Here is a 25,820-nt window from a genome sequence, read left to right on the forward strand (position 1 = left end):
CTTTTGGTATCATGTTATTTCACCCCCATAATTTTTTGAAATAAACTTGAACATTTTAAATCTTCTATATGTATATAGTATAATATTTATACGTTTACATTTCACCCTACATGATGTAGAAATTTACAACGATATTTTATACATTTATGTAAGATAAAATTTTTGTATACTAATAAATATAAATTGAATACTCATTTATTATTTTGCACTTCTAATTTTTTATATGTTTTAAGCTTTTCTAAATTGTTTTCATTTAAAATAATTATTCTTGCTCCTTTAGCAAAGCCTTTTTTTCCGTAAGAGTTATATCCTGTCTTACGCCCATATCCTAAAGTAATACCATTTAAATCTCCTATATAATCGTTAGTATGATCATGCCCTACAAATACTCCTTTAACATCCCCCATTTCAATAAGTGCAGAAAACAATCCACTATCAACAGCTTGTGGAGATTCTTTTTCATTTCTTTCTCCTATAGCTTTTCCACTTTGCCATACCTTATATTGCTGCTGCAGTGGAATATGAAAAAACATAAGTGATGGAATTATCTTGCCAAATTGTTTTTTTAGATTAGTTGATAATTTTTTATACCAATCTATTTGTTCTTTTCTTATATACCCATACCCTTTTATGTCATAGCTGCCTGAATCAATCATGTAAATGTTAAATATAGGCTTATCATTTTTAAAATCCTTGATGATGAGATTATAGTCTCCTGCTCTACCAATTACACTTGAAAAGCTTTGACTAAGATTATACTTGTACGACATGTACATTTTCATCTGGTTTTTTCTATTTGCCATACATAATTCATCATCATGATTACCTAAAACTACTGCCCAGGGCATCTTTCTATCTTCCATTGGTTTTGCAATATTTACAATTGCCTTTTTAACTTCTTCTTTTAGTTTACAAAACCTACCGTCTATAATATCTCCAGTTAGCACAACAAGGTCTGGCTGTTCAGTATCTAACACATTTTCCATAAGTCTTATAGTTTTTTTATTTTTGAAAGAATACTCGTGTAAATCTGTAAATTGAACAATTTTAAATTCCCCATTTTGATTGAATTTCAAATTAATTTTCTGTGGAATTACTTTATACTTTCTTTTAAAAATACCATTAAAAAAAGTTAGTATTGATTTTAATACATTATCTATCATTTTATACCTCCATAATTAAATTTTTAGACAAAAATAAAAGGAAGCCTTTCTGCAGATAAAGTGCTTCCTTTGTTAATATATATAATTATTCAAAATCAATTTTATATAATCCACTTTCTATTTTTAAATTATGATAGGAATGTTTATTTTATTACCTATGAGATAGTCCAAATTTGAATTCAATTTGAACTATCTTATAATACACAAATTAAAAATGTTATTTATTATCATCTTTAATAATTGGCTTTCCATCTTTATCAACTAACAATGTTAATCCCCCAGCATATCCATCATAACTAAATAAATATTCAACTCCTGTTTCTTTATCTACTATTATCTTATATCCAGCTGTAGCACCCTCTTTAAAAATTACCTCAAATCTTTTATTAGACTTTTCACCAAACATTCTTTACTTCCTCCTTTCAAGATTGAAGAAATTTACCGCTGCTCATTAACCTATAAGTAAATTATATCATTTTATACAATATCTCTCTATTACTTTTCATGACAATTATCCTAACTTCTCATCAATTACCATAATACCTTTTTCTTTTAATTATTGATTTAAATAAGAATAGTATATAACATTACTACAAATAATATTAAAAAGAAACCTTATCCGATCGCTACCATTGCTAACACCCCCATCTTCTTCAAAGGGGATAAGCACTGCTACGCGCCTGGATAAGTTCTTCTAAAGTTCAGATGGAGAAAAGGTATTCCTTATAAGCAAACCCCACCTGAACCTAAGAATCTCTTGATGAAGTAATATCAAAAATACAGGTGAGGTGTTAGTATGAGTGACAAATCTAAAGTTATAAAGGTAAAGAAAAATTCTCAGGGAGATATAACTGATGTAATGCTTGAAAATGGAAATATATATTCAATAGATGAAGCAATAATGATGACAAAGGACGGCTTAATAGAGGGCATAAATGTTGGAAAGGCCAAAAATGGTAGAGAATATTTGAGAAGCAATCCTAATGGGGATGAAAGTGATAACCTAGACAATAAACCAATTTTTTAACCTTTAAGTAAAAACGTGTTAAATTTTTTATCTACACCTAAATAAAAGAATATCGAAATATGACTAGAGTGTCTGTTATACTAATTTCTTAGTGCAATAGACACTTCATAATTGTATAAAATTCAATGTTGAATATTACGAGCGGATTCTTCTTTATAATGAATGGTGTTATAATATTGTGTATAATAATTCTATTATAGAGAGGACGTGTCAAGCTTGTACATAAATGAAACAAAGGTAGTTGTTAGATATGCAGAAACTGATAAGATGGGTATAGTTCATCATTCTAATTATTATATATACTTTGAAGAAGCTAGAACACAGTTTATAAAAAAGACTGGTATAAGTTATTCACAAATGGAGAAAGACGGTATAATGTTTCCTCTAGTTGAAAGTAACTGCAGATACTTACAGGGTGCAAAATATGAAGATAAACTACTAATAAAAACTTGGATTAAAGAATTAACACCAGTTAAAGCAAAATTTAACTACTCGGTTATTAGAGAAAACGACCAAAAGGAAATTGCAAAAGGAAGCACATTACACGCTTTTGTTAATAATAACTTTAAAATAATTAATTTAAAGAAAAATCATACAGAACTATTTGAAAAATTACAGTCACTAATATAATAAAAAGGAAGTTAGTTGCTATTAATAATAGTTTAATGTATGTTCTAAAGATAATAATATTTCAATTATCAAATAAAATAATTTATATAGGAATAGTGTATTTATGAAGGATAATATACAAATTAATAAATATTTAGAAAAAGCAGAGGAAGCCTTTGAAGAGAATAAATTAATTAAAGCATTAAATTTATATAATAAAGTTTATGAACTTTCAAATGGCGAAGATATAGATTCAATAATTAATTTAGCTTTAATATATGATACTTTGGGAAAATCAGAGAAAGCTAAGGCGTATTACAAAGAAGCTTTAGATATAGATAACTGCGAGGAAAGAGCTTACTATGGTTTGGCTGCAATATATGATGATGAAGGAAATTATGAACAAGCTATAAAATTATACAATAAAGCTATTTATATAAATCCAAATTATCATAAGGCTTACTTTTTCCTAGCAAATGCTTACGATTTATCTGGAGAAAAGGATTTATCAATAGAAACTTATGAAAAACTTTTAAGTTTAAATCCTACGGATTTTTGGGCAAATTTAAACTTAGGAAGCATTTATGAAGAACAAAATCAAAACGATCTTGCGTATAAGAAGTTTTCAAAAGCTTTAAAAATAGATCCAAATAATTATTTAGCTTTGTTCAACATGGGAGTAATTTGTTATAAGTTTAATATGATAAAAAAGGCCATTGGTTTCTATGAGAGATCAATTAATAAAAACAAGCATTATGAATACAGTTATTTGAATTTAGCAGTAATTTATAAATATAAAGCTACAAAAAAGGGTATAGAAATTTTATCTAATGGAATTAATAATTGCAGCAAAGTACATTTTTTATATTACAACAGAAGTTGTTTTTATGCCTTAATTAATGAAGAAAATAAGGCCTGTGAAGATATAATTACGGCTTTAAAGTTATATCCCAAATTTTTAAAATATGTTTTAGAAGATGAGGAATTAGAAAAAGTAAGAAAACTAAGTTCATTTAAAGAATTTGCCTCTAAGTGACACATTCCTTTATATTACCCCATCAAAAGATAAACAACTATTCCGACGACTCCAGAACCAAGCATGATGTAAATCGGGTTCGTTTTCCATTTGCGCAGAATGAACAGACAGCTTAGAAACATGACTACAGCTTTCCAATCTACATGAGAAAATACACTCAAAGTAAATGCTTCAGCATTGAACAGTGATAAAAACAAAATGGACATCCCAACTGTAGCAATCAGAGAAACGATAGCCGGACGCAGTCCTTCAAAAATTCCTTTTACAAGCGTCATGTCTCGATACTTGTAATAATAGTATCCAACAATAATTGCTAGTACTGTCGTTGGAAATGCGCAGCCGAAAGTCGCCACAATAGCACCTGTTACCCCTGCCATTTTCATTCCTACGAATGTGGAAGCGTTCAAAACAATAGGTCCTGGTGTCATTTGAGAAATGGTCACTACATCGGCAAATTCTTTCATCGTCAGCCAGTGATTCTGTGTGACAACCTGCTGCTGAATAAGTGGAAGAATTCCATAACCACCGCCAAAACTAAAAAGTCCTACCTGTAGAAAACTCAAAAGCAATTTCCAATAAATCATGTTTTCATCACCTTCTTTCGGTTTTGAATAGCTGTTAAAATGCCACCAAGTGCACCACACACCAGAATGACCCATATGACATTTGCATTTAGAAAATAAATTGTACAGAAGGAAACAATCATGATAAAAATTGAAAGAGTGTTTTTCGATTTGAAGATTTCAGTTCCACCAGAAATCACCACATCGGCAATAATAGCCGCAATTCCTGCCTGCATTCCCTTTAGAACGGCATTTACCACTGGATTTGTTTTAAACGTCTGGTAAAAGAGTGAAACAACAGCTATAATTACCAGAGGTGGCAAAATCGTTGAGATAAGCGCCACAATTACTCCTGGAATACCAGCCAGACGGTAACCGACCAAAGCAGAAGCATCGACGACCATTGACCCCGGCAAAGACTGTGAAATGGCAACAATATCCAGCATTTCATTTTCATCAATCCAGTGAAGTGTATCAACAAATTTATGCTTCATCAATGGCACAATCACATATCCGCCCCCAAAGGTGAAAGCGCTAACTGAAAATGTTGACACAAACAATGTTTCGTAAAACTTTAAATTTCTTTTCATCTTTTCTCCTTCACAGCTGATTAGTGGGTGTTTTTATACTTGAGGAATTTACATAATCAAAAAATTAAACATCCTAATATATATTTTTATTATAGTACAAGTTCTATTTCTTCTCCATAAATATGTAAAAAATGTATTATTTTTATGATAAAGTTTCATAGGGACTCAACTATTTACAAACAAAAGAATTGATCACTTAAGTCACTAAAAAAATAAAACTTTTATCTGTCATAAATAAGCTTAAATTATCAAAAAACTTTTAGTTTTATAAGCATAAATAATATTTTCGCCATATTCTAGACTTGTAGCTACACTATGAAGATGTTAAAATTTATATACGTAGCAGTATAATTTTATCAATAAAAAGGATGTGTTTGAGATTTTTAATAATAAGGATATAGAAAAGTATTCATCAGCAGTTACCCTATCAGATATGGAAATTTTCATATTTCCGGAACTTCTATATAGTCTCTTGCTAGCAAACATAATGTCTCCAATTATATGGGAATGGAAAAAGGATGAATGGTTTAAGGATATTGATAAACTAAATCCATATAGGAAAATATTAAGACTTAAGCAGTATATAATGGACAATTATGATTTCAATCTGGATATTGATACATGGGGACTTACAACTAAAGAGAATGAAATAGCACGTTTTGAACCCTTTATGAATGTTGAAACAATAAGCAGAAGTAATGCCTTGTTTGGTTATGAAGGAGACAAATATTATTTTAGTATGGATATTAGACGACATTTTGGCCTTGATAAATATAACTCTAATATGATTCCTTATTGGAAGACTGAAACTGTAGAAGCAATGAATGCATTCAAATACAAAAAGAACTATGAAAAAGGTGCAGGTGAATGTGTGTCCCTATCTACTCTTTATGCCGCTGCATTGTTTATAATATGTAAAATACCTCTTAAAGACATATACCTACTTGCAACACCACTTCATTCACAAAATTTTGTAGATGTAAAGGGTGGAATAGTAACAAATAATAGAAGAATTGTTACTAAAAATATGTGGTTTAACGGTACTGAACTTACGGTAAAAGCTCAAAGAGCAATACGAAACGAACAAATTACAATTATTTCTCATAACACAGGTTTTGTCCATGTAGTATATCCCGAAGCAACCATAGATCATGAAGTATATATGGGCTTTGAAAAAAAGCTCAAGAAATTCCTTGTACATGACATAGATTATGAGATGTTATGCAATTTTCTTAGACAGGAGAGCCATCTTCAAAAATTCTTTCAAATTAAGCATGAGTATCATGGCGGCCACAGATATATTCCCGCTGAAAAAGCCTATGCTTATGAGCATACTAGCTCTTTTAAGATCAATAAGAGTACGAGAGACAAATTGCTGTCTGAGATTGACGAGTATGAATTTTCTCAGGAACCGATACAAAATAGGATATGTCTTAATAATTTTGATGAATTCTTTAAAAAACACAAAGTAGATTTTAATGATGAGAAGGATATTATCAGTGTAATGGATGAACTTAACTGCCCTAATATGCCTTTAAAGGAGATTTTAACTTCATTATATGAATTTTGCAATATAGATCCAAGACTTCCTGGAAAGAATAAAAATTTTATTAAAGCAGAGCCAATACAGTTGTCGCCAGAAATGAGCCGTGAAGATATTGTTAACTATTTAGAGTCTATTAGAGACACAAACGTTTCTGCAGATCTTGCTTTTTACGCATTAAGAGATTTTTCCAGAACCGAATGGGATCCTTTTATCAAAGCAGCCTTAGAACGAAATCCCGTTTCTATTAATATGTATGAAAACTTAAATGAAGATGAAGTTATAAATGCATTGGAGAATATGCCTAATGTATCCATATATAACGGCTCCCGAATGGCTCAACCAGATGAAGTATGCAACTATCAAATGGGAGATGGCCTGGAAAAAGCTATATGTTTAGCTAATATATTAAAGTATAGAAATAATTCTCGAAGTATATGTATTAGGGTTCTAAATGATCATGTTGAAATTAATTTTAATAACAAAATTATCAATTGGCCGTCAAATAAAGGCTTAAATGGCACTATAAAACTTTAAAGTTTGTTTCTATTTATTAAAGTGATATTCATCTAAAAATAATGGGTATAGATTTAGTTTCTACACAAATCTATACCCATTTCCTGTTTGGATAATTATATATTGTTTTCAAGTTCTCACCAGTATCACTCTATTTACTCTATTTAATCTATTTTGCTTTAGCCGTTGAATCTCTTTTCTATTTGATTTTGCAGCATACTTTTTTCATTATAATATTTCTCTTCCATTTCATTTAATATATGCTTTTTAACCCAAACATTATTAGCAAATACTGTTGCCACCCCTAAATAATAATATTGAAGACCTTTATTCCCACCAATATCATTGAGATATTGGTTATATTGCTCAAAACAATACTTAAATTTTAAATTTTTATCTTTATTAGTTTTTATTATCTCACTTATTGAATTAATCCAATATATAGTGCAAACAATAATTTTCTTATCTGTATTATTTTTACTATATTTTAAGAAACTTTTCAATGTTTTAATATAACTATCATTATCTTCACTATCTAGACTATTAGCTTCATTATCTATTAAGCTGGTCATCGTTGATTCCAAATCTCTCAATTTATGATTAATTTTAGAATCCATTCCGTCTAAATTCTTATTTAATTCTTCTATTTTAAATTTCATATCATTAATCTGATTCAGTCTGTTTGCTGCTACATTTATTTCTTGTGATACATCTGCAAGATTATCAAATGCATCCTCAAATTTGCTCTTTGTCTCTCGCGATACGTCTACAAGATTATCAGATACATTTTCAAGTTTGTTCTTTGTATTATTAGATTTCTGTTCCCCATTTATTGTCACTATTATAGCAATTATTGATAATATTATTGATGATATTGCCACTGCAAAAGACACTTCATCTACAAATTTAATATTCCAATAACACGACGTTGTTATAAAAATTGCTATAACTGCTATACTAATGATTATAATGTATATTATATGTAATTTTAACTTTTCATGATCTACTATGCAGCTTATATCTTCTTGTTTCATATTAATCACCTCATTACATAATATTCTTAAAAATATAATTAATTCCTTTTTTAAATTTTTTCTATAATTTATCATTTCTATTTAAATTCTTTATTTCAAATTTTCATTAGTACTATAATCTAACTTAATTTTATATTAATATTTCATATTTTTATCAAAAAATAATAAATATTTTTGTCGAATAATACGATATACATAGTATTCACCTTAATTATTATTTTGGGAGTTGTACTTAATACATTCAACATTTTAGGGCAAATTTTCTTTATGTTAAGCAAATTTTAGTAAAATTTTAAGGAGGCGCAAATTATGCAGTGGTTTAAAAATTTAAAGATGATACAAAAATTAATATCTTCATTTGTTCTAGTAGCTTTATTTATCGGTGTAGTTGGATTTATTGGATTACATAATATGAAAACCATCTATTCTAACGCTAATTCTATGCATGATTATAATCTTAAGTCAATAGAAAGCTTAATGATCACGAAACAAAATTTTGCAGATATTCGATCAGATTTATTAAAAATTGTTTATCAACAAAATTTAGGTGACAAAAATAAGTTAAAAAAAGAAATTAATGATTTAAGTGCTAAAAATGATTCAATTATAGATAATTATGAGAAGACATTATTATCTAAGAATGAAGATTCAATTTTTTCACAGTTAAAAAAGGATAGGAATGAATACAAAGAGGCATTTAATAAGGTATTAAAATTTATTGATGAAAATAATTATAAAGACGCACAAGAAAATTTTTCTGATATTACTAAGGCAAGAACGAAAATTTACAGTGATATGGATAAATTAATAGCAACAAATTCTAATGAAGCGGATAATGCAGATAATCAAAATAAAATTACATATACATCATCTTTAGTTATTACCAATACAATAATTATATTAGGGCTTGCTGTTGGAGTTATTATTGGTTTATTTATAGCAATTATGATTTCAAAAGAAATTACTAAGGTTTTAAATTTAGCAAAAGCTTTGGGAGATGGAGATTTAACTAAATCTATAGAAGTGGATAGCAAAGATGAAATAGGAAACTTAGGCAAAGCTTTAAATAAAGCTTGTGAGAATATGAAAGAATTAATAAGTTCAATAATGAATAGTGCTGGAGATATAAGTTCTTCTAGTGAAGAGCTATCTGCAACTACTGAGGAAATTACATCTATGATGGAAGCTGCAAATGAATCCACCGAACAAATAGCACAAGGTGCACAAGAATTAAGTTCAACAACAGAAGGGGTAAACGCTTCTATGCAGGAGATTTCTACTTCAACTAATAAATTATTAGATAAATCAATAAATGCCCAAAATTCTTCAAATGAAATAAGTAAACGTGCAGTTGAAATAAAAAATAAAGCGGCTAAAAATATAGAGGATGGAAATGCAATATATAAAGAAAAACACGATAATATTATAAAATCTATTGAGGATGGCAAAGTTGTCGAAGAAGTTAAAATTATGGCCGATTCCATTGGAAGTATAGCAGAACAAACAAATCTCCTTGCATTAAATGCTGCAATAGAAGCTGCAAGAGCTGGGGAACAAGGAAAGGGCTTTGCTGTAGTTGCAGAGGAAGTAAGAGATTTAGCAGAACAATCTTCTCAAGCTGTAGTAAGTATACAAAGCATGGTTTCTCAAGTAAAAGATGCCTTTGATTCTTTATCGAAAAGTGGACAAGATATCTTAGATTATATATCAAATAATGTAAATCCTAATTATAAACTTCTTATGAACACAGGTATACAATATGAAAAAGATGCTGCATTTATAAAAAATATGGCTGAGGAAATTTCAACTTCATCAAAACAAATGGATAATGCTATAAGTAATATAAGTGGTTCAGTTGAAAATATATCAGCAACTTCAGAAGAATCAGCAGCTAGTTCAGAAGATATAATGAGCAGTATAAATGAGATAACAAAAGCTGTAAGTGAGGTTTCTGAATCTGCTCAAAGTCAAGCTGAACTTGCACAAAAACTTAATGAAATGGTTCATAAATTTAAAGTATAAATTTTAATCTATAAATGGGATATCTCAAATTTAAGATATCCCATTTTATAATCACAATTTCGAAAAAAGATGGAAATAAATTTTTAAAGTCTATATTCAATAATGCTATCTGGCGTCTTTCTAGGTCTTGGATTTGGTTTCTCATCAGGATATCCAAGTGCAACAGCCCCAACCAGCTGTGTTTTTACATCAATATAATTTACCAGTTCATTATATGCAAAACATGTATTTGCAATCCATAATGTACCTAATCCTAAATCTTCTGCCTGTAACAACATATTTTCAATAGCTGCACCTATAGAAAGTGTATCTACAATTTCCGTAAATCGTTCGTCTGCCGTAGTTATATTTTTAAATGGCGATTTACCATTTGTATTAAAAACCATGATGATAATTGAAGCTTCTTTCATAATTCGTAAAGTATTCTTTGCATCTGGTATTCCATCTCTTGAATTAGGCAATAATGCTTCTTCATTTAATTCACGCTGGATTCCAGCCTCCATTTTTGATAAAAGTTCTTCTTTTTTAATTCCTCCAAACACAATAAACTTCCAGGGCTGTTTGTTCTTCCCAGATGGTGCAGCTCTTCCAGCATCCAATATTTCATTAAGAATATCTATTGGTATTTCTTTAGATTTATACTTTCGTATACTTCTCCTATTGTAAATTGCTTCTATGCCCATTCATTTCACCTCATTAAATTTGAATTTATGTTTTACAAATCAATATACATTCCGGCACATTTCTCCTGCAATTACAGAACTATTAATTATATCAAAGCCTTTTTTCGGACGAATTCTATATATTCATCAGATTTCCATTTATGAAAAGTATGAAATTCAATTCTTTCCATTAACCAAATTCGTATCTTATTGATTTTTCATCATATACAAATGTCGGTGCAATCAACAATGCCCCTTTTTTTAACACACAACGAATTTCTGTTAGTGCTTTATCAGGATTTGGCATAATATGAAGTGCATTTTATTGTTATTCCCTAGTTTGTTTTCAATAACTACTATTGCTATAGTAGCATTATCTAACAAAAATTTACATATAAAAATTGAAAACAAAATTACTTTAAGACCTGATAAATTATCATCAGACACTAAAGTAAACATAAATAATTCTAAAAAAATAATAGGTAGGCTTCCTCAAACTCTATCTATTATTTAACACTTATACAAATCTATAAAGCAGACTAAATTCATAATCCACCCTCTTATTACTAATATTATAACATAAATATTTTAATTTTAGTTGTCCTAAGTAACTAAAATTGTATACTACAAGGCGTTAGCAGCACCCTGTTTTTATTGTGTCTATTGTTAAGTTAATTATACAATACATTCTGCTAAAGTGTACCTGAATATACACCCATATTGACATAATACCTACTTAGAAAGTAACATGTATAATGTAAGTATTGCGAGATGATAAAGAATACAGAAACGACGGGTAAAATATAAGGAGGAAACTATTATGCTATTTGACTTTGTAGCAATAGATTTTGAGACAGCAAATAATAATTTCAACAGTGCTTGTTCACTTGGAATTGCTGCTGTAAAAAATAATAAAATATGTAAAAAAGATTACTTTTTAATTCATCCACCAACTCTTGATTTTAATAAAAAGAATATCTCCATAAATGGAATAACTCCTAAGGACATAGAAAATTCACCTCTTTTTCCTGATATATGGAATGATATACATACTTACTTTGATGATAATATAATAATTGCTCACAATGCCGTATTTGATATGTCAGTACTAAAAAATTGTTTATTAGAATATGATATTTCTATGCCTAATTTCAACTATATCTGCAGTATACCTATATCCACAAAATTATGTGGAGGGAAAGGAATTGGTAAATCTTTAGAAGACCGTGCCAAATATTTTGGAGTAGATTTAGGACATCATCATAATTCTTTAGATGATGCTGCAGCATGTGCAAATTTAGTAATTGAATGCATAAAACGTGCTCATAAAAAGAACCTTGAATCTTTTTGTCATACATATACCAGCCTTCCAATAAAAACTTTTAAAGATCTAAATCCTCAAAAAGGTTTTATTGCGAATACTAAAAACAGTTTCACTAATAACAAATTCAATACAGTTAAAATATCTGAAATTAAACCTGACAATGACAATATTATCGATACGTCCAATCCATTTTATAATAAAAATGTGGTCTTCACAGGTGAACTTAAAAGTTTAGGTAGAAAAGAAGCTATGCAAAAAGTAGTCAACTTAGGTGGCACATTAAAAAGTGGTGTATCTAAAAAGACAGATTACTTAATAGTTGGAAACCAGGATAAATCTCTTGTAGGTGAAAATGGAATAAGTTCCAAGGAAGAAAAAGCAGCTGAATTAAATGAAAACGGATCTTCTATAAAAATTTTGAATGAATCCGAATTTCTAGAATTGATCAAAACTCCCAATAAAGAAAATAGTTTTGATGATTCCAATGAAGTTGTTGACTTAAATTCAACTATTATTTTTAACACTTTAGATGACAAGATAAACAAGTTAAGGGAATGGAAGCTTTTAAGTCGTACAGCAGCTGATTTAAAAGACATATATTATAAAAATAAAAATGAAACTTATAAATGTGACATCATAGGATACTCAACTAAGAAAACAAATTTAAATTGTTTAAGTCAATTTTATGAAACCATAGTAATAAAAGTTAATGATAAAATTATAAGAATAGCTCCAGCATATTTATTAGATATGCAGAAAAAGGATTTTTATCTTTCTTATAACAGTGTACAACCTATAATAGGTTAAATAAATAATTATAAAGGTAAGTGATTAAAGTGATACACTATTTAAAGAGTATACCTGGGCCTCAATTTCTTTTACTATTTTTTAAATATGTTTTATGCGTTATTTTTTTTACAAGAATTTCTCTATTTTTTACTAGAACTAGATTGAAACATAGATATCATAAAGAGATGCTTCAAGAAGATCTAATAACACCAATAGAATTAATAGTGCTAAAAGATAACAATGTATGCAATGAAATTATTGAGTTCTATCTTTATAAACTATGGAAGGACAAATATCTTTTATTAGAAGGTGATAAAATTAATCCTTATTTAAAAACAAATAAAGATAGTAAGCTCTCTTTATTGTTTCCAGATGAAATAGAACGGGAGATTTTAAAACATTATGATAATGGAGATACCCCAGATAGTATTATGCATTCAAAAACTTTACTTAAAAAAGTTGAAAATCTCATTAAAAAAACTAGAAAAAAATTAGAGAATAAAAAATGTGTTAATATCAGTTCATTCAATGATGAAAAAATTATATCTGGAGTAGGCTTCCTAACTTTAACAATCCCATTTATAATCAAACTTTGCCTAGGCATTATTAACAGAAAACCTGTTTTGGCATTAGTAGTTCTTTATGTATTGATGTTATTTATTTATTCCTTAATTAATAAAGTCAGAGATAAACCATTAATACTAGATGAAATGAAATCAAAATATCCAAAGGTTTCTTCGTCAAACGCATCAGATGAAGAATTAGAATATTCTATGTGCCTATATGGACCAACTTCATTGATAAATTATCCTGAAACAATTTTATTTAGCTCTATAATAGCAAATCAAGATCATTATTCTTCTTCAAATAATAATTCAGGAGGAGGAGGCTCATCTTGTAGCAGTTGTTCTTCCTGCAGCAGCTGTAGTAGTTGTTCATCATGTGGCGGCTGTGGAGGGGATTAATATGTTTTGTGTACCAACCAGCCGATTAACCTTGCAATGGCATATAACAGCAAAATGTAATCAAAGGTGCAAACACTGTTATCAAGAGTGTTATGCAGGAAAAGAGCTTTCATTTAATGAAATTCTTAATATTTTGGAGCAATATAAAGACCTATTAAGACTTTATTCAAAAAGTAAAAATAAAGATTTTATTAGAGGACATATAAATATAACAGGAGGAGAACCTTTTACTAGGAAGGACTTTCTTCAGATATTGAAAGTATTCAGTAAAAATAAAAAGTATTTCTCTTTTGGAATACTTACTAATGGCAGTTATATTACAGATGACATAGCTAAAAAATTGAAAAGTTTGAATATAGCTCATACACAAGTAAGTATTGATGGGAACAGGGAAACTCACGATGCTTTAAGAGGCAAAGGAAATTTCGATAAAACTTGGAATGCTGTTAAAATACTCAGAAAACATAATATAAGAACTTTAGTATCATTTACTGCACATAAAGGTAATTATAAAGAATTCCCTGTAGTTGCCAGGTATGCACGAAAATATAAGGCTTCAAAATTATGGACAGATAGACTTGTTCCTATAGGAAATGGGCAGGATATGTCGGACATGTTATTTACTTCTAAAGAGGCCTTAGAATATTTCTCTATAATACTTAATGAAAAGAAGAAAACTCTTAGAAATAAACTAACTGGTCTTGAAATTTATTCTAACCGAGCTTTGCAATTTCTAAAAAGTGGAGAAATGCCTTATGGATGCAGTGCAGGAGACTCATTAATTACTATTCTTGAAAATGGCGATGTACTCCCTTGCAGACGAATGCCTATATCATGTGGGAATGCTCTTAAAACTTCTCTAAAGGATATTTATTTTAATAATAATGTATTTAAAGACTTAAGAAATAAAAACATTCCTGATAAATGTTTTAAATGTACATACTCAGAAAAATGCAGGGGCGGACTAAAATGTTTATCTTATGCACTGTATAAGGATTATAAACAAGCAGATAACTGCTGTCCTATTATTTATAAATAAAACTCTCTGTATAAGCTCATACAAAAAATAAATAAGTATCCTTATTTATTTTTTGATAGCCAATGCTTCTTTCATGCAAATATTTTTTTAGATCCGCACCCTTTTCTGTTTCTACACTAATTACCCTTAGCTGGGTACGCAATTTTATATGCTTTAAAATATAATAATTCTCCCGCCTGTTTTTTTAGCGGTTCAAATACTAGATCATGCCTCACAAATAAATCCTTGATTTTTTCAGGTGTTTCTATTTTTTCATTGATCCTATATTTTTTATTTCCATTCTTTAACGACACTGGAACACTGCATAGATATTCTCCGCCTTGCCGTAAAATATGGTATAGTCCATCAGCAAAATCATCTATATTAATAAAATAGGTCATTGCCAAGTTGCAGATTACCAAATCAAAGTATTCAGCCTCAAATTTAAGATTACATGCATCGGCTATTTCAAATACAGTATCTTCAAAACCCATTTTTTTAAACTTTGATTTTGCTATATTTAACATTCTCATACTTACATCTGTTCCAATATAAGAATTGTCTATAGGTAGAACCTCTGACGTACTCCCAGTTCCTGCAGCCAACTCTAGCACTTTTTTTCCATGTATATCCTTCAACTCATTTTTTAATATGCCCATATGTGTTTCTATTGTCGTATTAAAGCATCTTGGAAACATGATTTTTCTCATGAAACAATCATATAGATTCACGAACAATTTTATATCATATACACTCTTCACTTACACGCCCTCTTTTATAAATTAATCCTCACAATAAATTACTATTTGTATTAAGATTTTTATATGTTAAATCAGTCTTTAACACCATAATAGCACCTTTTAATACAAAAATGCATCAAAAGCATAAATCATCCCATCCAAGCAGCTGCCTCTCAAGCTCCTTAAAATCATACTACCTATACCTTCACCCATTATCCATCACACTCTTATTACTCCTTACTTCTTGCCTATTAATTATTATTTTTTGCTCTATAAATTCCGCTTTACCAGTTGTGGTAAGCAACTAAAATTGCATACTATAGGATGTTACAAATAAAGTTAATTTAATACTATATATAACTATAATCATGAGAATCTATATTATTTTCATAATTTTTATTTTACCAGACCTACCCTAGCAGAAGAGTCTTCCTCTTCTAGCTTTAATGCACCTTTAGCTGGAGTCTTAAATTTAGGTATACCAATTATTATAGCCAATACTGATGCAATGCCTAAAAGATATGGATAACAAATGTATTTCATTATTAAAAATGGTGAAATTGTTGCAAGACTAGAAGCAACCAAAAGTTGGGCACCATAAGGTATACATCCTTGTATAAAGCAAGCAAAAGTGTCTAAAAGGCTGGCAGTTTTTCTCCTATCTACACCATAGTTTTCAGATAAATCCTTAGCTAGTGAACCAACTATAATTATAGAAACAGTGTTATTAGCAGTACATAAATTTACTAAACTAACCAATATACCTATGCCAAATTCAGCACCTTTCTCGGAGTGAATTCTTTTTTGTATTGTATTTAATAAAAAATCTATACCGCCATTGAATTTTATTAATTCACCTATACCACCAATTAGTATGGATATTATAGATATGTCTTCCATACCTGCAATACCTTTTGCACAAAGTTGAAATACCATAAATATATTAAAGGAACCATAAATAAGACCTATTATAGATGCGAGTACGATACCTCCAACTAATACTAAGACTACGTTAAAGCCTGTTAAAGCTACTACAAGTACAGCTATGTAAGGTAATATTTTAATAAATTGGTAGTTATAAACTCCAGTATGATTGACTTGCATACCAAAAGTTAAAAATGCATATATAAGTAATGTTATAATAGCTGCAGGAAGTACTATCTTAAAATTAGCTTTGAACTTATCTACCATTTCACAATCTTGAGTTTTAGTAGCAGCTACAGTAGAATTAGATATCATAGATAATCCATCACCAAACATAGCACCACTAACTACAGCAGCAATTAAAAATTCCACAGGTAACCCTGTTTTTTGTGCAATCCCAACTGCGATAGGTGCTAGAGTTACTATTGTTCCAACCGAAGTTCCAAGTGACATTGATATAAAAGAACCAATTATAAATATACCAGCTACTATAAAGCTATGTGGTAAAACAGCTAGTCCTAAATTTACAGTAGAATCTACAGCTCCCATAGCTTTGCTGACTTCAGCAAAAGCACCTGCTAAAATAAAAATTAAACACATAAGTATGATACTGGAGTCTCCGGCACCTCTACAAAATCTTTCAACCTTTAATTCTACAGGTATTTTTTTGTTTTGGAGTATAGCTATGGTGGATGCAATTATTAAAGCTACAACTACAGGCATTTTATAAAAGTCTTTCATTATAATTGAAACACCAAGAAATAGAACCATAAATATACCTAATGGTAATAATGCAATGGCACTTCCTTTTCTTTGGTTCATTATTTTGAATACCTCCTTTTATGTTTCTATGTAAGTTCAATACAATTAACATTAGCATTTATTATGCCAATATGTTCAAAAGTTGTAATAGCTTGAATTTTAATAAAATAAGCCAACTAATAAAAAAGCATGTAAACATTTTAAACCACTTTACTAATTAAAACGTAAAGAAATTTTTATAATTGTAAACATTTCTTTACAATTATAACATAATGTCATTTTATAGGTAAATTAATCATAATTTAAGTTAATATAAAAGTTTTTAATATGAATGATATAAAATATAAGAAAATTAATTTTAGCTTTTTTAATTCTAGTCTAAAATTAGAGTTAAAATACTTGACACTACAATGAGAAAATCATGGGGAACCCACTAAGCAAGGACTTTTTAGAATTGATGATGTTGGTACGTTAAAAAAGATAGATATATCAGATATAGAAAATGAAGATTTTATTGAGTGGGAGTATATAAGGCATAACCTAGATGCTGTTAGAATGCCTTTAAGTACTGCATGAAGCCCAAGAAACAAGAGTGTCATACTCAATTGAATTCTTGTCTAACATGCCGTAAGCTTTGTACTACACCTGACTTTATAGCACAATTTGAATTGGAGACTAATGAATTTTTATTCCGTATTTATTTAATTTATTTATTATGGTAGTATGAGATACTCCAAGAGATTTCGCAGCTTTTCTACAGCTTTTATGGCCTTGCATAGCGGCAATAAGAGCTTTCTTTTCAGCAGCTGCTACGACATCTTTCAATTTAAAATTAAAGTTACAATTTTGGGAGGTTACTTCATGATTTGTAGTTTTTTGAAAACCCATAATTAAATTTTCTTTTTTAAGAAAAACTCCATGACACATATTCATAGCTCTTTCTACAATATTTTTTAATTCACGTATGTTACCAGGCCAGTTGAACTTTACAAGTTCTTCTATGAATTCCGTTTCTGCACCTTTTATGTTTTTATCCATCTGCTTATCTAAGATTTTTATAAAAAAATTAACTAACATAGGTATGTCCTCAATTCTATCTCTAAGACTAGGAATATATATAGGTATTACATTTAGTCTATAATATAAATCTTCTCTAAAAGTATCTTTTTTAATCATATCCTCCAAATTTCTATTAGTTGCTGCAATTATTCTTACATCTATTTTTTCTTCTACAGTATTGCCTATTTTTCTTATAGTGCCTTCTTGTAAAACCCTTAAAAGTTTTGCTTGAATTGGAAGAGATAATTCACCTATTTCATCTAAAAATAAAGTGCCATTATCTGCTGCTTTGAATAAACCATCCTTACCCTTCTCTGCTGCACCAGTAAAGCTTCCTTTTACATATCCAAAAAGTTCACTTTCTATAAGATCATCTGGAAGAGCAGCACAATTTATAGCCAGAAAATTTTTATCTGCTCTTGAGCTTAACTTGTGTATAGCTTTTGCAAATAGTTCCTTGCCTGTACCACTTTCGCCACGGAGAAGTATGGTTGAATTACTTTTTGCTACAGATGCACATATATTTTTAGTTTTTAGAATAGAAGAGCTATTTCCTATAATATCTTTAAATACGAAATCTTCTTTTGAAGTAATGACATTTGACATTTCAATGGCTTCATTAATATCTTTAAGTGATGCAACAGCAGTTATAGTTTTTCCTTTATCATCTTTTACAGAACGTCCTGAAGTAATATAGTGGAAACCATTTTTTTTATTTTTTGTAAGCACTTCAATATTGTCATGATCTTTACCAGTTCTTAAAAGGTTGATAATACGACCTTCAAAGCCTAAAAGTTCTTTTATATTTTTTCCAACTATATTTTCTTTTTTTACATGAAACACTTTTTCACAGTAATTGTTAAAAAGTTCTACTTCTCCATTATGGTTTATAGCCAGTATACCATCTTGTACAGCATCTATAATAGCATGAAGTCTCCTTTCACTTTTCTCATATGAAAGTAGTTCAACTTCATGAACTTTTAAAACACCATTTATATTACGTAAATTTTTAATAATATTTAATTTTTCTTCTTCCTCTTGCAAGCCTTCTACTTTTACATATACTTTGTTTGGAAAAACTTCGAGAGAATGAATACTCATGTTATTCTCATAAAGTTTTTTTAAAATATCTAAACACATTCCTATTCTATCTTGTGAAATTATTTCAAGTCGTAAGTATGTTTTCATGAATATCACCTTTCCTATAATATAGTGCGAATTGATTATTAAGAGAAATGTTTACTATATAATTCTATATTTAAAATAACAATTATTTCAAGTAAAAGTATAGCATTATAATAAATTCTAATAGCTTTAGTGCTAACTATTAGAATTTATTCTATTAATGAGAAAAAATGATTTGCAAAGTCATTAACGATCTAGTTTTCTGCAGCATATATGGTAAATACTTAAACTGCAGCAATCTCCGTAAAAGATTTAAAAAAGTAATCACTAATGCTGGCCTACAAGATAGGAAATTCCATGATCTAAGACATACCTTCGTCACTAGGTTACTTGAATTAGGTGAGGAGCCAAAAACGGTCCAAGAGTTACTTGGTCATAGTAATATATCTATCACCTTAGATATATACTCATGTGCTGGAAGGTATGAAGAAAAAAGCGGCATCTAAATTAAATGATTTATATAAATTCATGATGGAAAAATAACTCCTTTTTTATTTTTGAAAATCTATAAGGGGCAAAAAATAGGGCAAATTTTATTTTAGGGTAAAATAAAAAACACTAGAATGTAGTGTTATCAATACTTTGTGGTGCACCCAGGGAGATTCGAACTCCCGGTTGTGTTACGGTTGTGTTACAGATCAAATATTAAATTTCACAATTTCATCAAAACATATTATATATTTTGTAAATAACTATATAAGTAATCTTGATGTATAAAAATACATATTAGTATGCAAATTATTATATTTTAAGTTATATTACCTACTTTATTTTGTATTACCATTTCTATATTTTTTAATAATTTTGTTAACCTTTATTTACCACTATTTTATTTCTTTTATATACATAACTCTCTTATAGCACACTACCAATATAATAATTACAATAGTTTTTTACACCACATTTCAGGCATTTAGGATTCTTTTCAGAACATATGCATTCCATTTTTTCTTGATTTAATTGCCCGTAAGATACAAAGATAATATCAATATATCTAATTGGCAATTTTGTTGCCCTACTAAATAATCTTCCAACTTTTACTGCACTAAATAAATCTTCTTCATTATCGATTAATCCTAAACGATAAAAGATTCTTAATATAACTCTATCAGGTTTCAACACATTTAATCCTATATCAGTCATAAAATGATACGCCGTAGTTCCTCCTATAAAACTAAAATTCTTCTCTAAACTTTTCTTTAGTTTAAAAAGGCATTCATCACTCGAGTTTGGCTTAAAGGAATCTATATATTTTTTAAAGGATCCATACTTTTCAACTATCTTTTTTATTCTTACTGCATTTCTAATGCAAGCATCTATTTTGGCCTTATTTTGTATCATATTTTTATCGTTTTTAATTTCTTCAACTTGATCCAGATTATATTTTGCAACAATCTCATAATCTTCAAAATGTGAGTGAATTACATCCAGATATTTATCAACTGTTGAAGCTTTAAAACCTGAATAAAAGATAATATCTACAAGTAATCTATAATATTCATTATCACTAATATCCCTATTTTCATAACTTTTAAATCTACTAAATTCATCCTCAAATTCCTGTTCAGTATACTCACTATTTAAACATAATGTATCACATACATTTTGAAAAATACTCACTAACTTATCATTATTGATTTTGGACTTTTTCGTTGAAACTACCCTTGCACCACAATATTTACAAAATCGGCTATCACTATCAATAGTCTTTTGACATGACATACATATTATTTTCTCCAATTTTCATGCCTCCAAATCTAAATAATACTGAAGAATTCATCTCACAACTCAATATTATATCTTTTATTACCATTCAAATTAAACATCATTGAAAAAATACCACTTCAAAATCAGCAAAAACTATTTTACTCATTTTCATATACCGGCTTTCCGCCAAAAACTCCGCTCGTATACATTTTTTCTATGTTCTGTGCTTCTCTTGGTCTTTCATCAGAAAACCTATTTATAAAACTTCCATCGTTTCCTCTAAATTCAACTGCATATTCCTGATCCGGTCTAAAGATAGTATTTGATAATAGGTTAGTTGAATGTGAAACTATAAATATCTGAGCCTTACTTGACTTTTCCATGAAATATCTAATAAGAAGTTCTTCTAAATCATTGTGAAATGCACTGCTAAATTCATCTATAATTAACATACCTCCATTTTTTATAACATGGAAAAATGCAGGCAGCATATTTAAAAGATTTCTATTGCCTAATGACTCCATCACAAATGGAATTGGTTCTCCAATATCATCTCTTTTAAAGAAAATGCTTTTGTTTCCTTCTGCATTTATAGAAATTAAGCTTCCCGTACTTTCCTTTGAATACTCTATTAATTGGCCGAATTTATATTTTTTAAAGAAACTATTAATATCATCTACGCCGTTATTGTCCAGGTATTCTTTCAAATCCAGGTTATTGTTTGACGGATTTATTCCTCCCCTGAGAAATGCATCGAGAAAAACTGAATTTATCAAATAGTTAAACCACTCTTTTAAAACAGGATAATTGTTAAACTTTGTATTAAAATATATGGATCTTAAAAGCAAGGATTTTTTATCAAGATTATCAAATACTTCATTATCTGTAATATATGATTTTGCGCTTTCTCCAATCCTATTTAGCATAATTTTATTATTCACGAGCAAAGTCTCAACCATAATTTTTTTATCTGTATCATATTCAATATTGTAATTAATAATGTTATCTCCAAATTGAAACTCATAGTGAAGCCTTATGTTGTCGCTACTGGAAAATAAACATTTATATAAACCAATATCAATTATTTTTTCTGCAAATAGTAATTCTAGTAAAAGCTTAATGGATAGTATTATATTAGTTTTGCCTGAGGCATTAGATCCTACAAATATTCCACCTTTTAGTATTCCATCATCTGAAACATTCCTTTTTTTAAGAATTTTATAATTAGTGCTTGTAAAATCTACTGTTGTTAAATGTTTAAAAGACTTAAAGTTTTCTATTTCTATTTTGCTTAACATTTTTATCACCTTCTCCTATTTATATTATACTCAAATTTCAAAAAAGTGTATGCTTTTTACGTCTGCTTTTATTTATTATGTAATTTTTTTACGTTTATTGTATGTAAAAGTTATAACCTATAAGCTGAAGCACTGGCCAAGCTTTATCTCTTCCCTCACTCAGACAAAAGCTTGGCCAGTGCCTTTAATTTTAATGGGATGCTCCGCCCCAAACCCAGGGAGTAATGCTCCTATGTCTTATAATAGGCTCGGGTTCCCTCGCAAGGAAGCTTTGGACTAGCACTTTCTTTTTCACTTAGCTACTGCATCAATAGTCACTTAAAGTAAAACATCTATTATATGTAGGACTTATCCCTACAGTGCTCAAAACAAAGGCTTGTCCAAAGGCAATTTATAAATTATTTCATCTATCACTTCAAATAAGCAGCCCAGTGCTCCTCCATCTTTGCAAAATAGGTTCCTATATTTTCATGAAATCAATATCTGCGTATGAATTTAAAATACACTATTATGATCTTGTTTCGCTATCACCTCAAAAATTTATTACTACACATATAGATACTTTATATATACCTTTAATTTATCCATATGTTTTAAAATAATAAACCGCTTTATTTTTTCTTCAAGCACCAGCACTTTTTTAGTCCTCGTCAGCTTTATGATAGATAAATTTCCAGATAAAAATAAAAGGAAGGCTTCCTGCGGATAAAGTGCTTCTTTAATAATTCATAAAAGTTCCTATTTTAACTGTACTGCCGGTGTATTCCTCTGGTGTCTTCCATCTACGCACAAAGTATTTAATTAAATTGAATTTTTCACACACGATTGGCGCCTTTGACAAGCCCATGTCTAGTCCACCTTATACGTGCTTTTATCAAAGCAAGCATACTCAGGATGAATATTATACTAAAGCTAAAATTTTTCAAGGCTATTTTGATAAACCTGCAACAGAGCCAGGAGAAAAAGATATCAGAGCCTTCCTCCACTATCTTACAATAGAAAAAAAACTTGCCCATGGAAGTGTATTTGTAAGCAGCTTACTAATACATCTATCTTGGCTAAAGAGAATACTTCAACCCTTGAACTAATTCAGAAGCTATTAGGCGGAGATTTATCCTTATGCCCCCTCTGTGGTTGAAACAAATTCGTCAGATTTATTACCCTTGTAAATCTCCTCCTACTAATAACAAAACTGCATAGAATTAAAAATATGCCTTGCTATGGATAATTGGAAGTTGTACTAGGCTTTCTTAATCCCATTACTCATACATGAGTTATGTCATAATTTAAGAAGAATATGTAATAACTGAACTGAATATTATGCTTGTTACTTAATTTTTCATTAATGCATGAAAAATTAATAAATCATTCCCTCATTGTTAATTCTCGTTTATTTTTATTTCTCTACCCAATCATGGGTGATTTTTCCAAATGCATATTTGCGGACTTCATTTGGATCTTTATAAGCTTCTTTTATATAGTCTTTAGCTTCTTTTGGGCAAAAATCATCGGGATTTGCGGTAGTGATTTGTATTAATTTACATTCAATAATTAGTCTGGCTTCCTTGAAAGTCTTTGCTAATTTAATTGACGCCTACTTGTCCTTAAGCCATAAGAATCTATCAAATATTTTTTCTTGTATGTTATCTGCATTTATATCTATCAATTCTTCAGTGTAACATACTGCTCTTTTTATCCCCCAATAAGAACTATCTGCTACTGACTCCTTTCCTTTTTTAGGAGTCCATATTTTATAATCATCAGTCTTTACACCCTCAAACTCATTCATATTCCTTATCGGCCAATAAAAACGCCAATGATTGGTTGGTGAACATCCATTACTCCAATTCTCCATATTCTTATATTCAAATTTTGAAATATATATCTTTGGAGTATCACCATAATTAAGCTCTATATCTAGCACATAAATCGGCCCATTACGCCATCCATTTTCTAATTCTTTATCATGTTTACTTTGAAAAAGTACTATAAAATCATTAATTAACCATCCATCAACTTCAGCGTCAGATTTCCATCTTAAAAACTTAGGAACTGAAACAACATATTCGTTTCCTTCATCTGCGATTGTTTTACAATAATTCATCATTTTATTTATGTTCTCATAAGTTTTATTTACTACCTTAAATGCATTTCGTATATTCTCAGCTGAATTCATAATATAAATCCTCCTCTATTGTTTCTTTCACATCAAAAGAAATAGTATTTTTTTTTACAGCACCAAAGTCATACCACTTTTCTTCTACATTACCCTCAATTATAAAATCTTTAAAACTTTCAAATCCTTTTTTTATTAAAAGATTTTTTAAATCACTTACTATGACTTTTTCATAGACATTATTTATTTTTAAATTTTCAAGACCATACAAAATGCCTTGCCATGAAATATAGGCAAATTCCACATTATTTTCAATAATATTTCTAGCTTTAATATTTTTATAGACTTCTCTGCAAGCTTCTCCATCTGCTACAAATAGTAGTATCTTATTTTTATTATTACCTGACCGTGAAACAATTCTTGATTCACGTGAAAGTTGGTTTACGCTCTTAACATTATCATATGTTGTAAATTCACCTTCCAAGCCTAGAGAATTACTTACATCATCATCAGATGAAATGCCACTAAGATACTTTACTTCAATACCAATAATAGTATTTTCAAACTTTATTAAAGCATCAATCTCTCCTTCTTTATCATAAGGCCAAAATTCAATAAATTCGCTCCACTCATCTTCATCAATATTCTCAATGATCTTTGATAAACTTCTTGGATATATCCCTTGAATAAGAATTTGTTTTAAACCGTGATTAAATGACATATATCTTAAGCTACCAAAAACATTTCCAGTTAAATCATCTTCTAATCTATCATTAAGATTTGAGCCAGTACTACTTATCTTCCCTTTTATTTCTGCAATCATACTTTCATCTCTTTTCATATATTTTTTAGGCTTACGCATAATTATATTTCTCTTATTTAAAGCTCATTAGAGCCTAAAAATCGTTATCACTTAAGTTTTCACGTATACTTAGAAATACTTTGATCAATAATATACCCATCAGGTAAGACTAAATGATTTAGTTATTCTAAGTGGAATTTATAGTAAATGAATTTATATACTGTGTTATAACTATACTTATAATTCCATACGATAAAATTAGTTTTCTATTTTTCATTTTAAACATACTCACATATCCAACTTCCTTTATATTTATATAACAACATATATACTCAAAATCAAAAAACTATATAACAATTGATAATT

24 protein-coding genes and 1 pseudogene are annotated in these 25,820 nt (G+C 29.1%); 11 read left to right on the forward strand and 14 right to left on the reverse strand.

The window, feature by feature from the left end; translation table 11 throughout:
- Positions 1 to 191 precede the first annotated feature (191 nt).
- Both CLJU_RS17765 and CLJU_RS17770 read right to left on the reverse strand, forming a co-directional pair.
- On the reverse strand, positions 192 to 1,163 hold the full coding sequence (locus CLJU_RS17765) for a metallophosphoesterase family protein (RefSeq protein ID WP_013240235.1): 972 nt from the start codon (positions 1,161 to 1,163) through the stop codon (positions 192 to 194).
- A 217-nt stretch (positions 1,164 to 1,380) separates the two neighbouring features.
- Positions 1,381 to 1,569 (reverse strand): DUF6440 family protein, encoded by a 189-nt coding sequence (locus CLJU_RS17770; RefSeq protein WP_013240236.1) that lies wholly within the window; start codon positions 1,567 to 1,569, stop codon positions 1,381 to 1,383.
- Between the two features lie 390 nt (positions 1,570 to 1,959).
- Between CLJU_RS17770 and CLJU_RS17775 the strand changes: the two genes are divergently transcribed.
- From CLJU_RS17775 to CLJU_RS17785, 3 genes are all read left to right on the forward strand, one after another.
- Entirely contained in the window at positions 1,960 to 2,190 is a 231-nt protein-coding gene (locus CLJU_RS17775; RefSeq protein ID WP_013240237.1) for a DUF3892 domain-containing protein, read from the forward strand.
- Between the two features lie 216 nt (positions 2,191 to 2,406).
- Positions 2,407 to 2,820, forward strand: coding sequence for an acyl-CoA thioesterase (locus tag CLJU_RS17780; protein WP_013240238.1), 414 nt, complete (start codon positions 2,407 to 2,409; stop codon positions 2,818 to 2,820).
- A gap of 103 nt (positions 2,821 to 2,923) precedes the next feature.
- A complete protein-coding gene (locus tag CLJU_RS17785; protein ID WP_013240239.1) occupies positions 2,924 to 3,835 on the forward strand; it encodes a tetratricopeptide repeat protein in 912 nt (303 codons plus the stop codon).
- A gap of 14 nt (positions 3,836 to 3,849) precedes the next feature.
- On the opposite strand, the gene CLJU_RS17790 is transcribed toward CLJU_RS17785, so the two are convergent.
- Positions 3,850 to 4,419 (reverse strand): chromate transporter, encoded by a 570-nt coding sequence (locus CLJU_RS17790; RefSeq protein ID WP_013240240.1) that lies wholly within the window; start codon positions 4,417 to 4,419, stop codon positions 3,850 to 3,852.
- Complete coding sequence (locus CLJU_RS17795; RefSeq protein ID WP_013240241.1) at positions 4,416 to 4,988, reverse strand: chromate transporter; 573 nt, start codon at positions 4,986 to 4,988, stop codon at positions 4,416 to 4,418. The genes CLJU_RS17790 and CLJU_RS17795 overlap by 4 nt, the downstream gene beginning before the upstream one ends.
- A 370-nt stretch (positions 4,989 to 5,358) precedes the next feature.
- On the opposite strand from CLJU_RS17795, the gene CLJU_RS17800 reads away from it, so the two are divergent.
- Complete coding sequence (locus CLJU_RS17800) at positions 5,359 to 7,068, forward strand: hypothetical protein (protein ID WP_013240242.1); 1,710 nt, start codon at positions 5,359 to 5,361, stop codon at positions 7,066 to 7,068.
- A gap of 158 nt (positions 7,069 to 7,226) precedes the next feature.
- On the opposite strand, the gene CLJU_RS17805 is transcribed toward CLJU_RS17800, so the two are convergent.
- Positions 7,227 to 8,081 (reverse strand): hypothetical protein, encoded by an 855-nt coding sequence (locus tag CLJU_RS17805; protein ID WP_013240243.1) that lies wholly within the window; start codon positions 8,079 to 8,081, stop codon positions 7,227 to 7,229.
- Between the two features lie 309 nt (positions 8,082 to 8,390).
- Here CLJU_RS17805 and CLJU_RS17810 point away from each other — a divergent pair, with 309 nt between their 5' ends.
- Complete coding sequence (locus CLJU_RS17810) at positions 8,391 to 10,103, forward strand: methyl-accepting chemotaxis protein (RefSeq protein WP_013240244.1); 1,713 nt, start codon at positions 8,391 to 8,393, stop codon at positions 10,101 to 10,103.
- Between the two features lie 83 nt (positions 10,104 to 10,186).
- Here the strand turns inward: CLJU_RS17810 and CLJU_RS17815 are convergent, their stop codons facing one another.
- Entirely contained in the window at positions 10,187 to 10,786 is a 600-nt protein-coding gene (locus CLJU_RS17815; protein WP_013240245.1) for a nitroreductase family protein, read from the reverse strand.
- Positions 10,787 to 11,075: 289 nt separating this feature from the next.
- On the opposite strand from CLJU_RS17815, the gene CLJU_RS17820 reads away from it, so the two are divergent.
- From CLJU_RS17820 to CLJU_RS17835, 4 genes are all read left to right on the forward strand, one after another.
- A complete protein-coding gene (locus tag CLJU_RS17820; protein WP_013240246.1) occupies positions 11,076 to 11,279 on the forward strand; it encodes a hypothetical protein in 204 nt (67 codons plus the stop codon).
- A 306-nt stretch (positions 11,280 to 11,585) separates the two neighbouring features.
- Positions 11,586 to 12,896 (forward strand): exonuclease domain-containing protein, encoded by a 1,311-nt coding sequence (locus CLJU_RS17825; protein WP_013240247.1) that lies wholly within the window; start codon positions 11,586 to 11,588, stop codon positions 12,894 to 12,896.
- Between the two features lie 143 nt (positions 12,897 to 13,039).
- Positions 13,040 to 13,843, forward strand: coding sequence for a hypothetical protein (locus tag CLJU_RS17830; RefSeq protein WP_147453363.1), 804 nt, complete (start codon positions 13,040 to 13,042; stop codon positions 13,841 to 13,843).
- A gap of 1 nt (position 13,844) precedes the next feature.
- Complete coding sequence (locus CLJU_RS17835) at positions 13,845 to 14,882, forward strand: radical SAM/SPASM domain-containing protein (RefSeq protein WP_013240249.1); 1,038 nt, start codon at positions 13,845 to 13,847, stop codon at positions 14,880 to 14,882.
- 116 nt (positions 14,883 to 14,998) lie between these two features.
- Here CLJU_RS17835 and CLJU_RS17840 read toward each other — a convergent pair whose 3' ends face one another.
- From CLJU_RS17840 to CLJU_RS17850, 3 genes are all read right to left on the reverse strand, one after another.
- Positions 14,999 to 15,622 (reverse strand): class I SAM-dependent methyltransferase, encoded by a 624-nt coding sequence (locus tag CLJU_RS17840; RefSeq protein WP_013240250.1) that lies wholly within the window; start codon positions 15,620 to 15,622, stop codon positions 14,999 to 15,001.
- 375 nt (positions 15,623 to 15,997) lie between these two features.
- A complete protein-coding gene (locus CLJU_RS17845; protein ID WP_013240253.1) occupies positions 15,998 to 17,347 on the reverse strand; it encodes a Na+/H+ antiporter NhaC family protein in 1,350 nt (449 codons plus the stop codon).
- Positions 17,348 to 17,962: 615 nt separating this feature from the next.
- Positions 17,963 to 19,534, reverse strand: coding sequence for a sigma 54-interacting transcriptional regulator (locus tag CLJU_RS17850; RefSeq protein ID WP_013240254.1), 1,572 nt, complete (start codon positions 19,532 to 19,534; stop codon positions 17,963 to 17,965).
- Positions 19,535 to 19,701: 167 nt separating this feature from the next.
- On the opposite strand from CLJU_RS17850, the gene CLJU_RS21885 reads away from it, so the two are divergent.
- Complete coding sequence (locus tag CLJU_RS21885; protein ID WP_242825688.1) at positions 19,702 to 19,977, forward strand: site-specific integrase; 276 nt, start codon at positions 19,702 to 19,704, stop codon at positions 19,975 to 19,977.
- 409 nt (positions 19,978 to 20,386) lie between these two features.
- Here the strand turns inward: CLJU_RS21885 and CLJU_RS17855 are convergent, their stop codons facing one another.
- The 3 genes from CLJU_RS17855 to CLJU_RS23220 all read right to left on the reverse strand — a co-directional run bounded on the left by CLJU_RS17855 (position 20,387) and on the right by CLJU_RS23220 (position 23,383).
- The gene (locus CLJU_RS17855) at positions 20,387 to 21,271 is read right to left on the reverse strand and encodes a DNA-3-methyladenine glycosylase I (RefSeq protein WP_023162291.1); all 885 of its coding nucleotides are present in this window, start codon (positions 21,269 to 21,271) and stop codon (positions 20,387 to 20,389) included.
- Positions 21,272 to 21,396: 125 nt separating this feature from the next.
- On the reverse strand, positions 21,397 to 22,536 hold the full coding sequence (locus CLJU_RS17860) for an AAA family ATPase (protein WP_013240256.1): 1,140 nt from the start codon (positions 22,534 to 22,536) through the stop codon (positions 21,397 to 21,399).
- A gap of 718 nt (positions 22,537 to 23,254) precedes the next feature.
- On the reverse strand, positions 23,255 to 23,383 hold the full coding sequence (locus tag CLJU_RS23220) for a hypothetical protein (RefSeq protein WP_275935557.1): 129 nt from the start codon (positions 23,381 to 23,383) through the stop codon (positions 23,255 to 23,257).
- A gap of 147 nt (positions 23,384 to 23,530) precedes the next feature.
- On the opposite strand from CLJU_RS23220, the pseudogene CLJU_RS23370 reads away from it, so the two are divergent.
- Positions 23,531 to 23,671: pseudogene (locus CLJU_RS23370) on the forward strand (IS91 family transposase); the annotation flags it as partial.
- 459 nt (positions 23,672 to 24,130) lie between these two features.
- Here CLJU_RS23370 and CLJU_RS17870 read toward each other — a convergent pair.
- Both CLJU_RS17870 and CLJU_RS21490 read right to left on the reverse strand, forming a co-directional pair.
- The gene (locus CLJU_RS17870) at positions 24,131 to 24,712 is read right to left on the reverse strand and encodes a hypothetical protein (RefSeq protein ID WP_013240257.1); all 582 of its coding nucleotides are present in this window, start codon (positions 24,710 to 24,712) and stop codon (positions 24,131 to 24,133) included.
- Positions 24,699 to 25,514: a hypothetical protein gene (locus tag CLJU_RS21490; RefSeq protein ID WP_013240258.1), complete on the reverse strand. Its 816-nt coding sequence runs from the start codon at positions 25,512 to 25,514 to the stop codon at positions 24,699 to 24,701. Before CLJU_RS21490 ends, CLJU_RS17870 begins: the two co-directional genes overlap by 14 nt.
- Between the last annotated feature and the right edge of the window lie 306 nt (positions 25,515 to 25,820).

It is taken from the genome of Clostridium ljungdahlii DSM 13528 (genome assembly GCF_000143685.1).
Taxonomy (GTDB): Bacteria; Bacillota; Clostridia; order Clostridiales; family Clostridiaceae; genus Clostridium_B; species Clostridium_B ljungdahlii.

Excerpts from the sequence above, each read along its gene's own strand:
- CLJU_RS17810 (WP_013240244.1), top strand. The coding sequence starts at position 8,391 with ATGCAGTGGTTTAAAAATTTAAAGATGATACAAAAATTAATATCTTCA.
- CLJU_RS17765 (WP_013240235.1), bottom strand. The coding sequence starts at position 1,163 with ATGATAGATAATGTATTAAAATCAATACTAACTTTTTTTAATGGTATT.
- CLJU_RS17860 (WP_013240256.1), bottom strand. The coding sequence starts at position 22,536 with ATGTTAAGCAAAATAGAAATAGAAAACTTTAAGTCTTTTAAACATTTA.
- CLJU_RS17835 (WP_013240249.1), top strand. The coding sequence starts at position 13,845 with ATGTTTTGTGTACCAACCAGCCGATTAACCTTGCAATGGCATATAACA.
- CLJU_RS17790 (WP_013240240.1), bottom strand. The coding sequence starts at position 4,419 with ATGATTTATTGGAAATTGCTTTTGAGTTTTCTACAGGTAGGACTTTTT.
- CLJU_RS17775 (WP_013240237.1), top strand. The coding sequence starts at position 1,960 with ATGAGTGACAAATCTAAAGTTATAAAGGTAAAGAAAAATTCTCAGGGA.
- CLJU_RS17815 (WP_013240245.1), bottom strand. The coding sequence starts at position 10,786 with ATGGGCATAGAAGCAATTTACAATAGGAGAAGTATACGAAAGTATAAA.
- CLJU_RS17770 (WP_013240236.1), bottom strand. The coding sequence starts at position 1,569 with ATGTTTGGTGAAAAGTCTAATAAAAGATTTGAGGTAATTTTTAAAGAG.
- CLJU_RS23220 (WP_275935557.1), bottom strand. The coding sequence starts at position 23,383 with ATGGGCTTGTCAAAGGCGCCAATCGTGTGTGAAAAATTCAATTTAATT.
- CLJU_RS17825 (WP_013240247.1), top strand. The coding sequence starts at position 11,586 with ATGCTATTTGACTTTGTAGCAATAGATTTTGAGACAGCAAATAATAAT.
- CLJU_RS17870 (WP_013240257.1), bottom strand. The coding sequence starts at position 24,712 with ATGAATTCAGCTGAGAATATACGAAATGCATTTAAGGTAGTAAATAAA.
- CLJU_RS17785 (WP_013240239.1), top strand. The coding sequence starts at position 2,924 with ATGAAGGATAATATACAAATTAATAAATATTTAGAAAAAGCAGAGGAA.
- CLJU_RS17845 (WP_013240253.1), bottom strand. The coding sequence starts at position 17,347 with ATGAACCAAAGAAAAGGAAGTGCCATTGCATTATTACCATTAGGTATA.
- CLJU_RS17820 (WP_013240246.1), top strand. The coding sequence starts at position 11,076 with ATGAAGTGCATTTTATTGTTATTCCCTAGTTTGTTTTCAATAACTACT.
- CLJU_RS21490 (WP_013240258.1), bottom strand. The coding sequence starts at position 25,514 with ATGCGTAAGCCTAAAAAATATATGAAAAGAGATGAAAGTATGATTGCA.
- CLJU_RS17795 (WP_013240241.1), bottom strand. The coding sequence starts at position 4,988 with ATGAAAAGAAATTTAAAGTTTTACGAAACATTGTTTGTGTCAACATTT.
- CLJU_RS17805 (WP_013240243.1), bottom strand. The coding sequence starts at position 8,081 with ATGAAACAAGAAGATATAAGCTGCATAGTAGATCATGAAAAGTTAAAA.
- CLJU_RS21885 (WP_242825688.1), top strand. The coding sequence starts at position 19,702 with ATGATTTGCAAAGTCATTAACGATCTAGTTTTCTGCAGCATATATGGT.
- CLJU_RS17850 (WP_013240254.1), bottom strand. The coding sequence starts at position 19,534 with ATGAAAACATACTTACGACTTGAAATAATTTCACAAGATAGAATAGGA.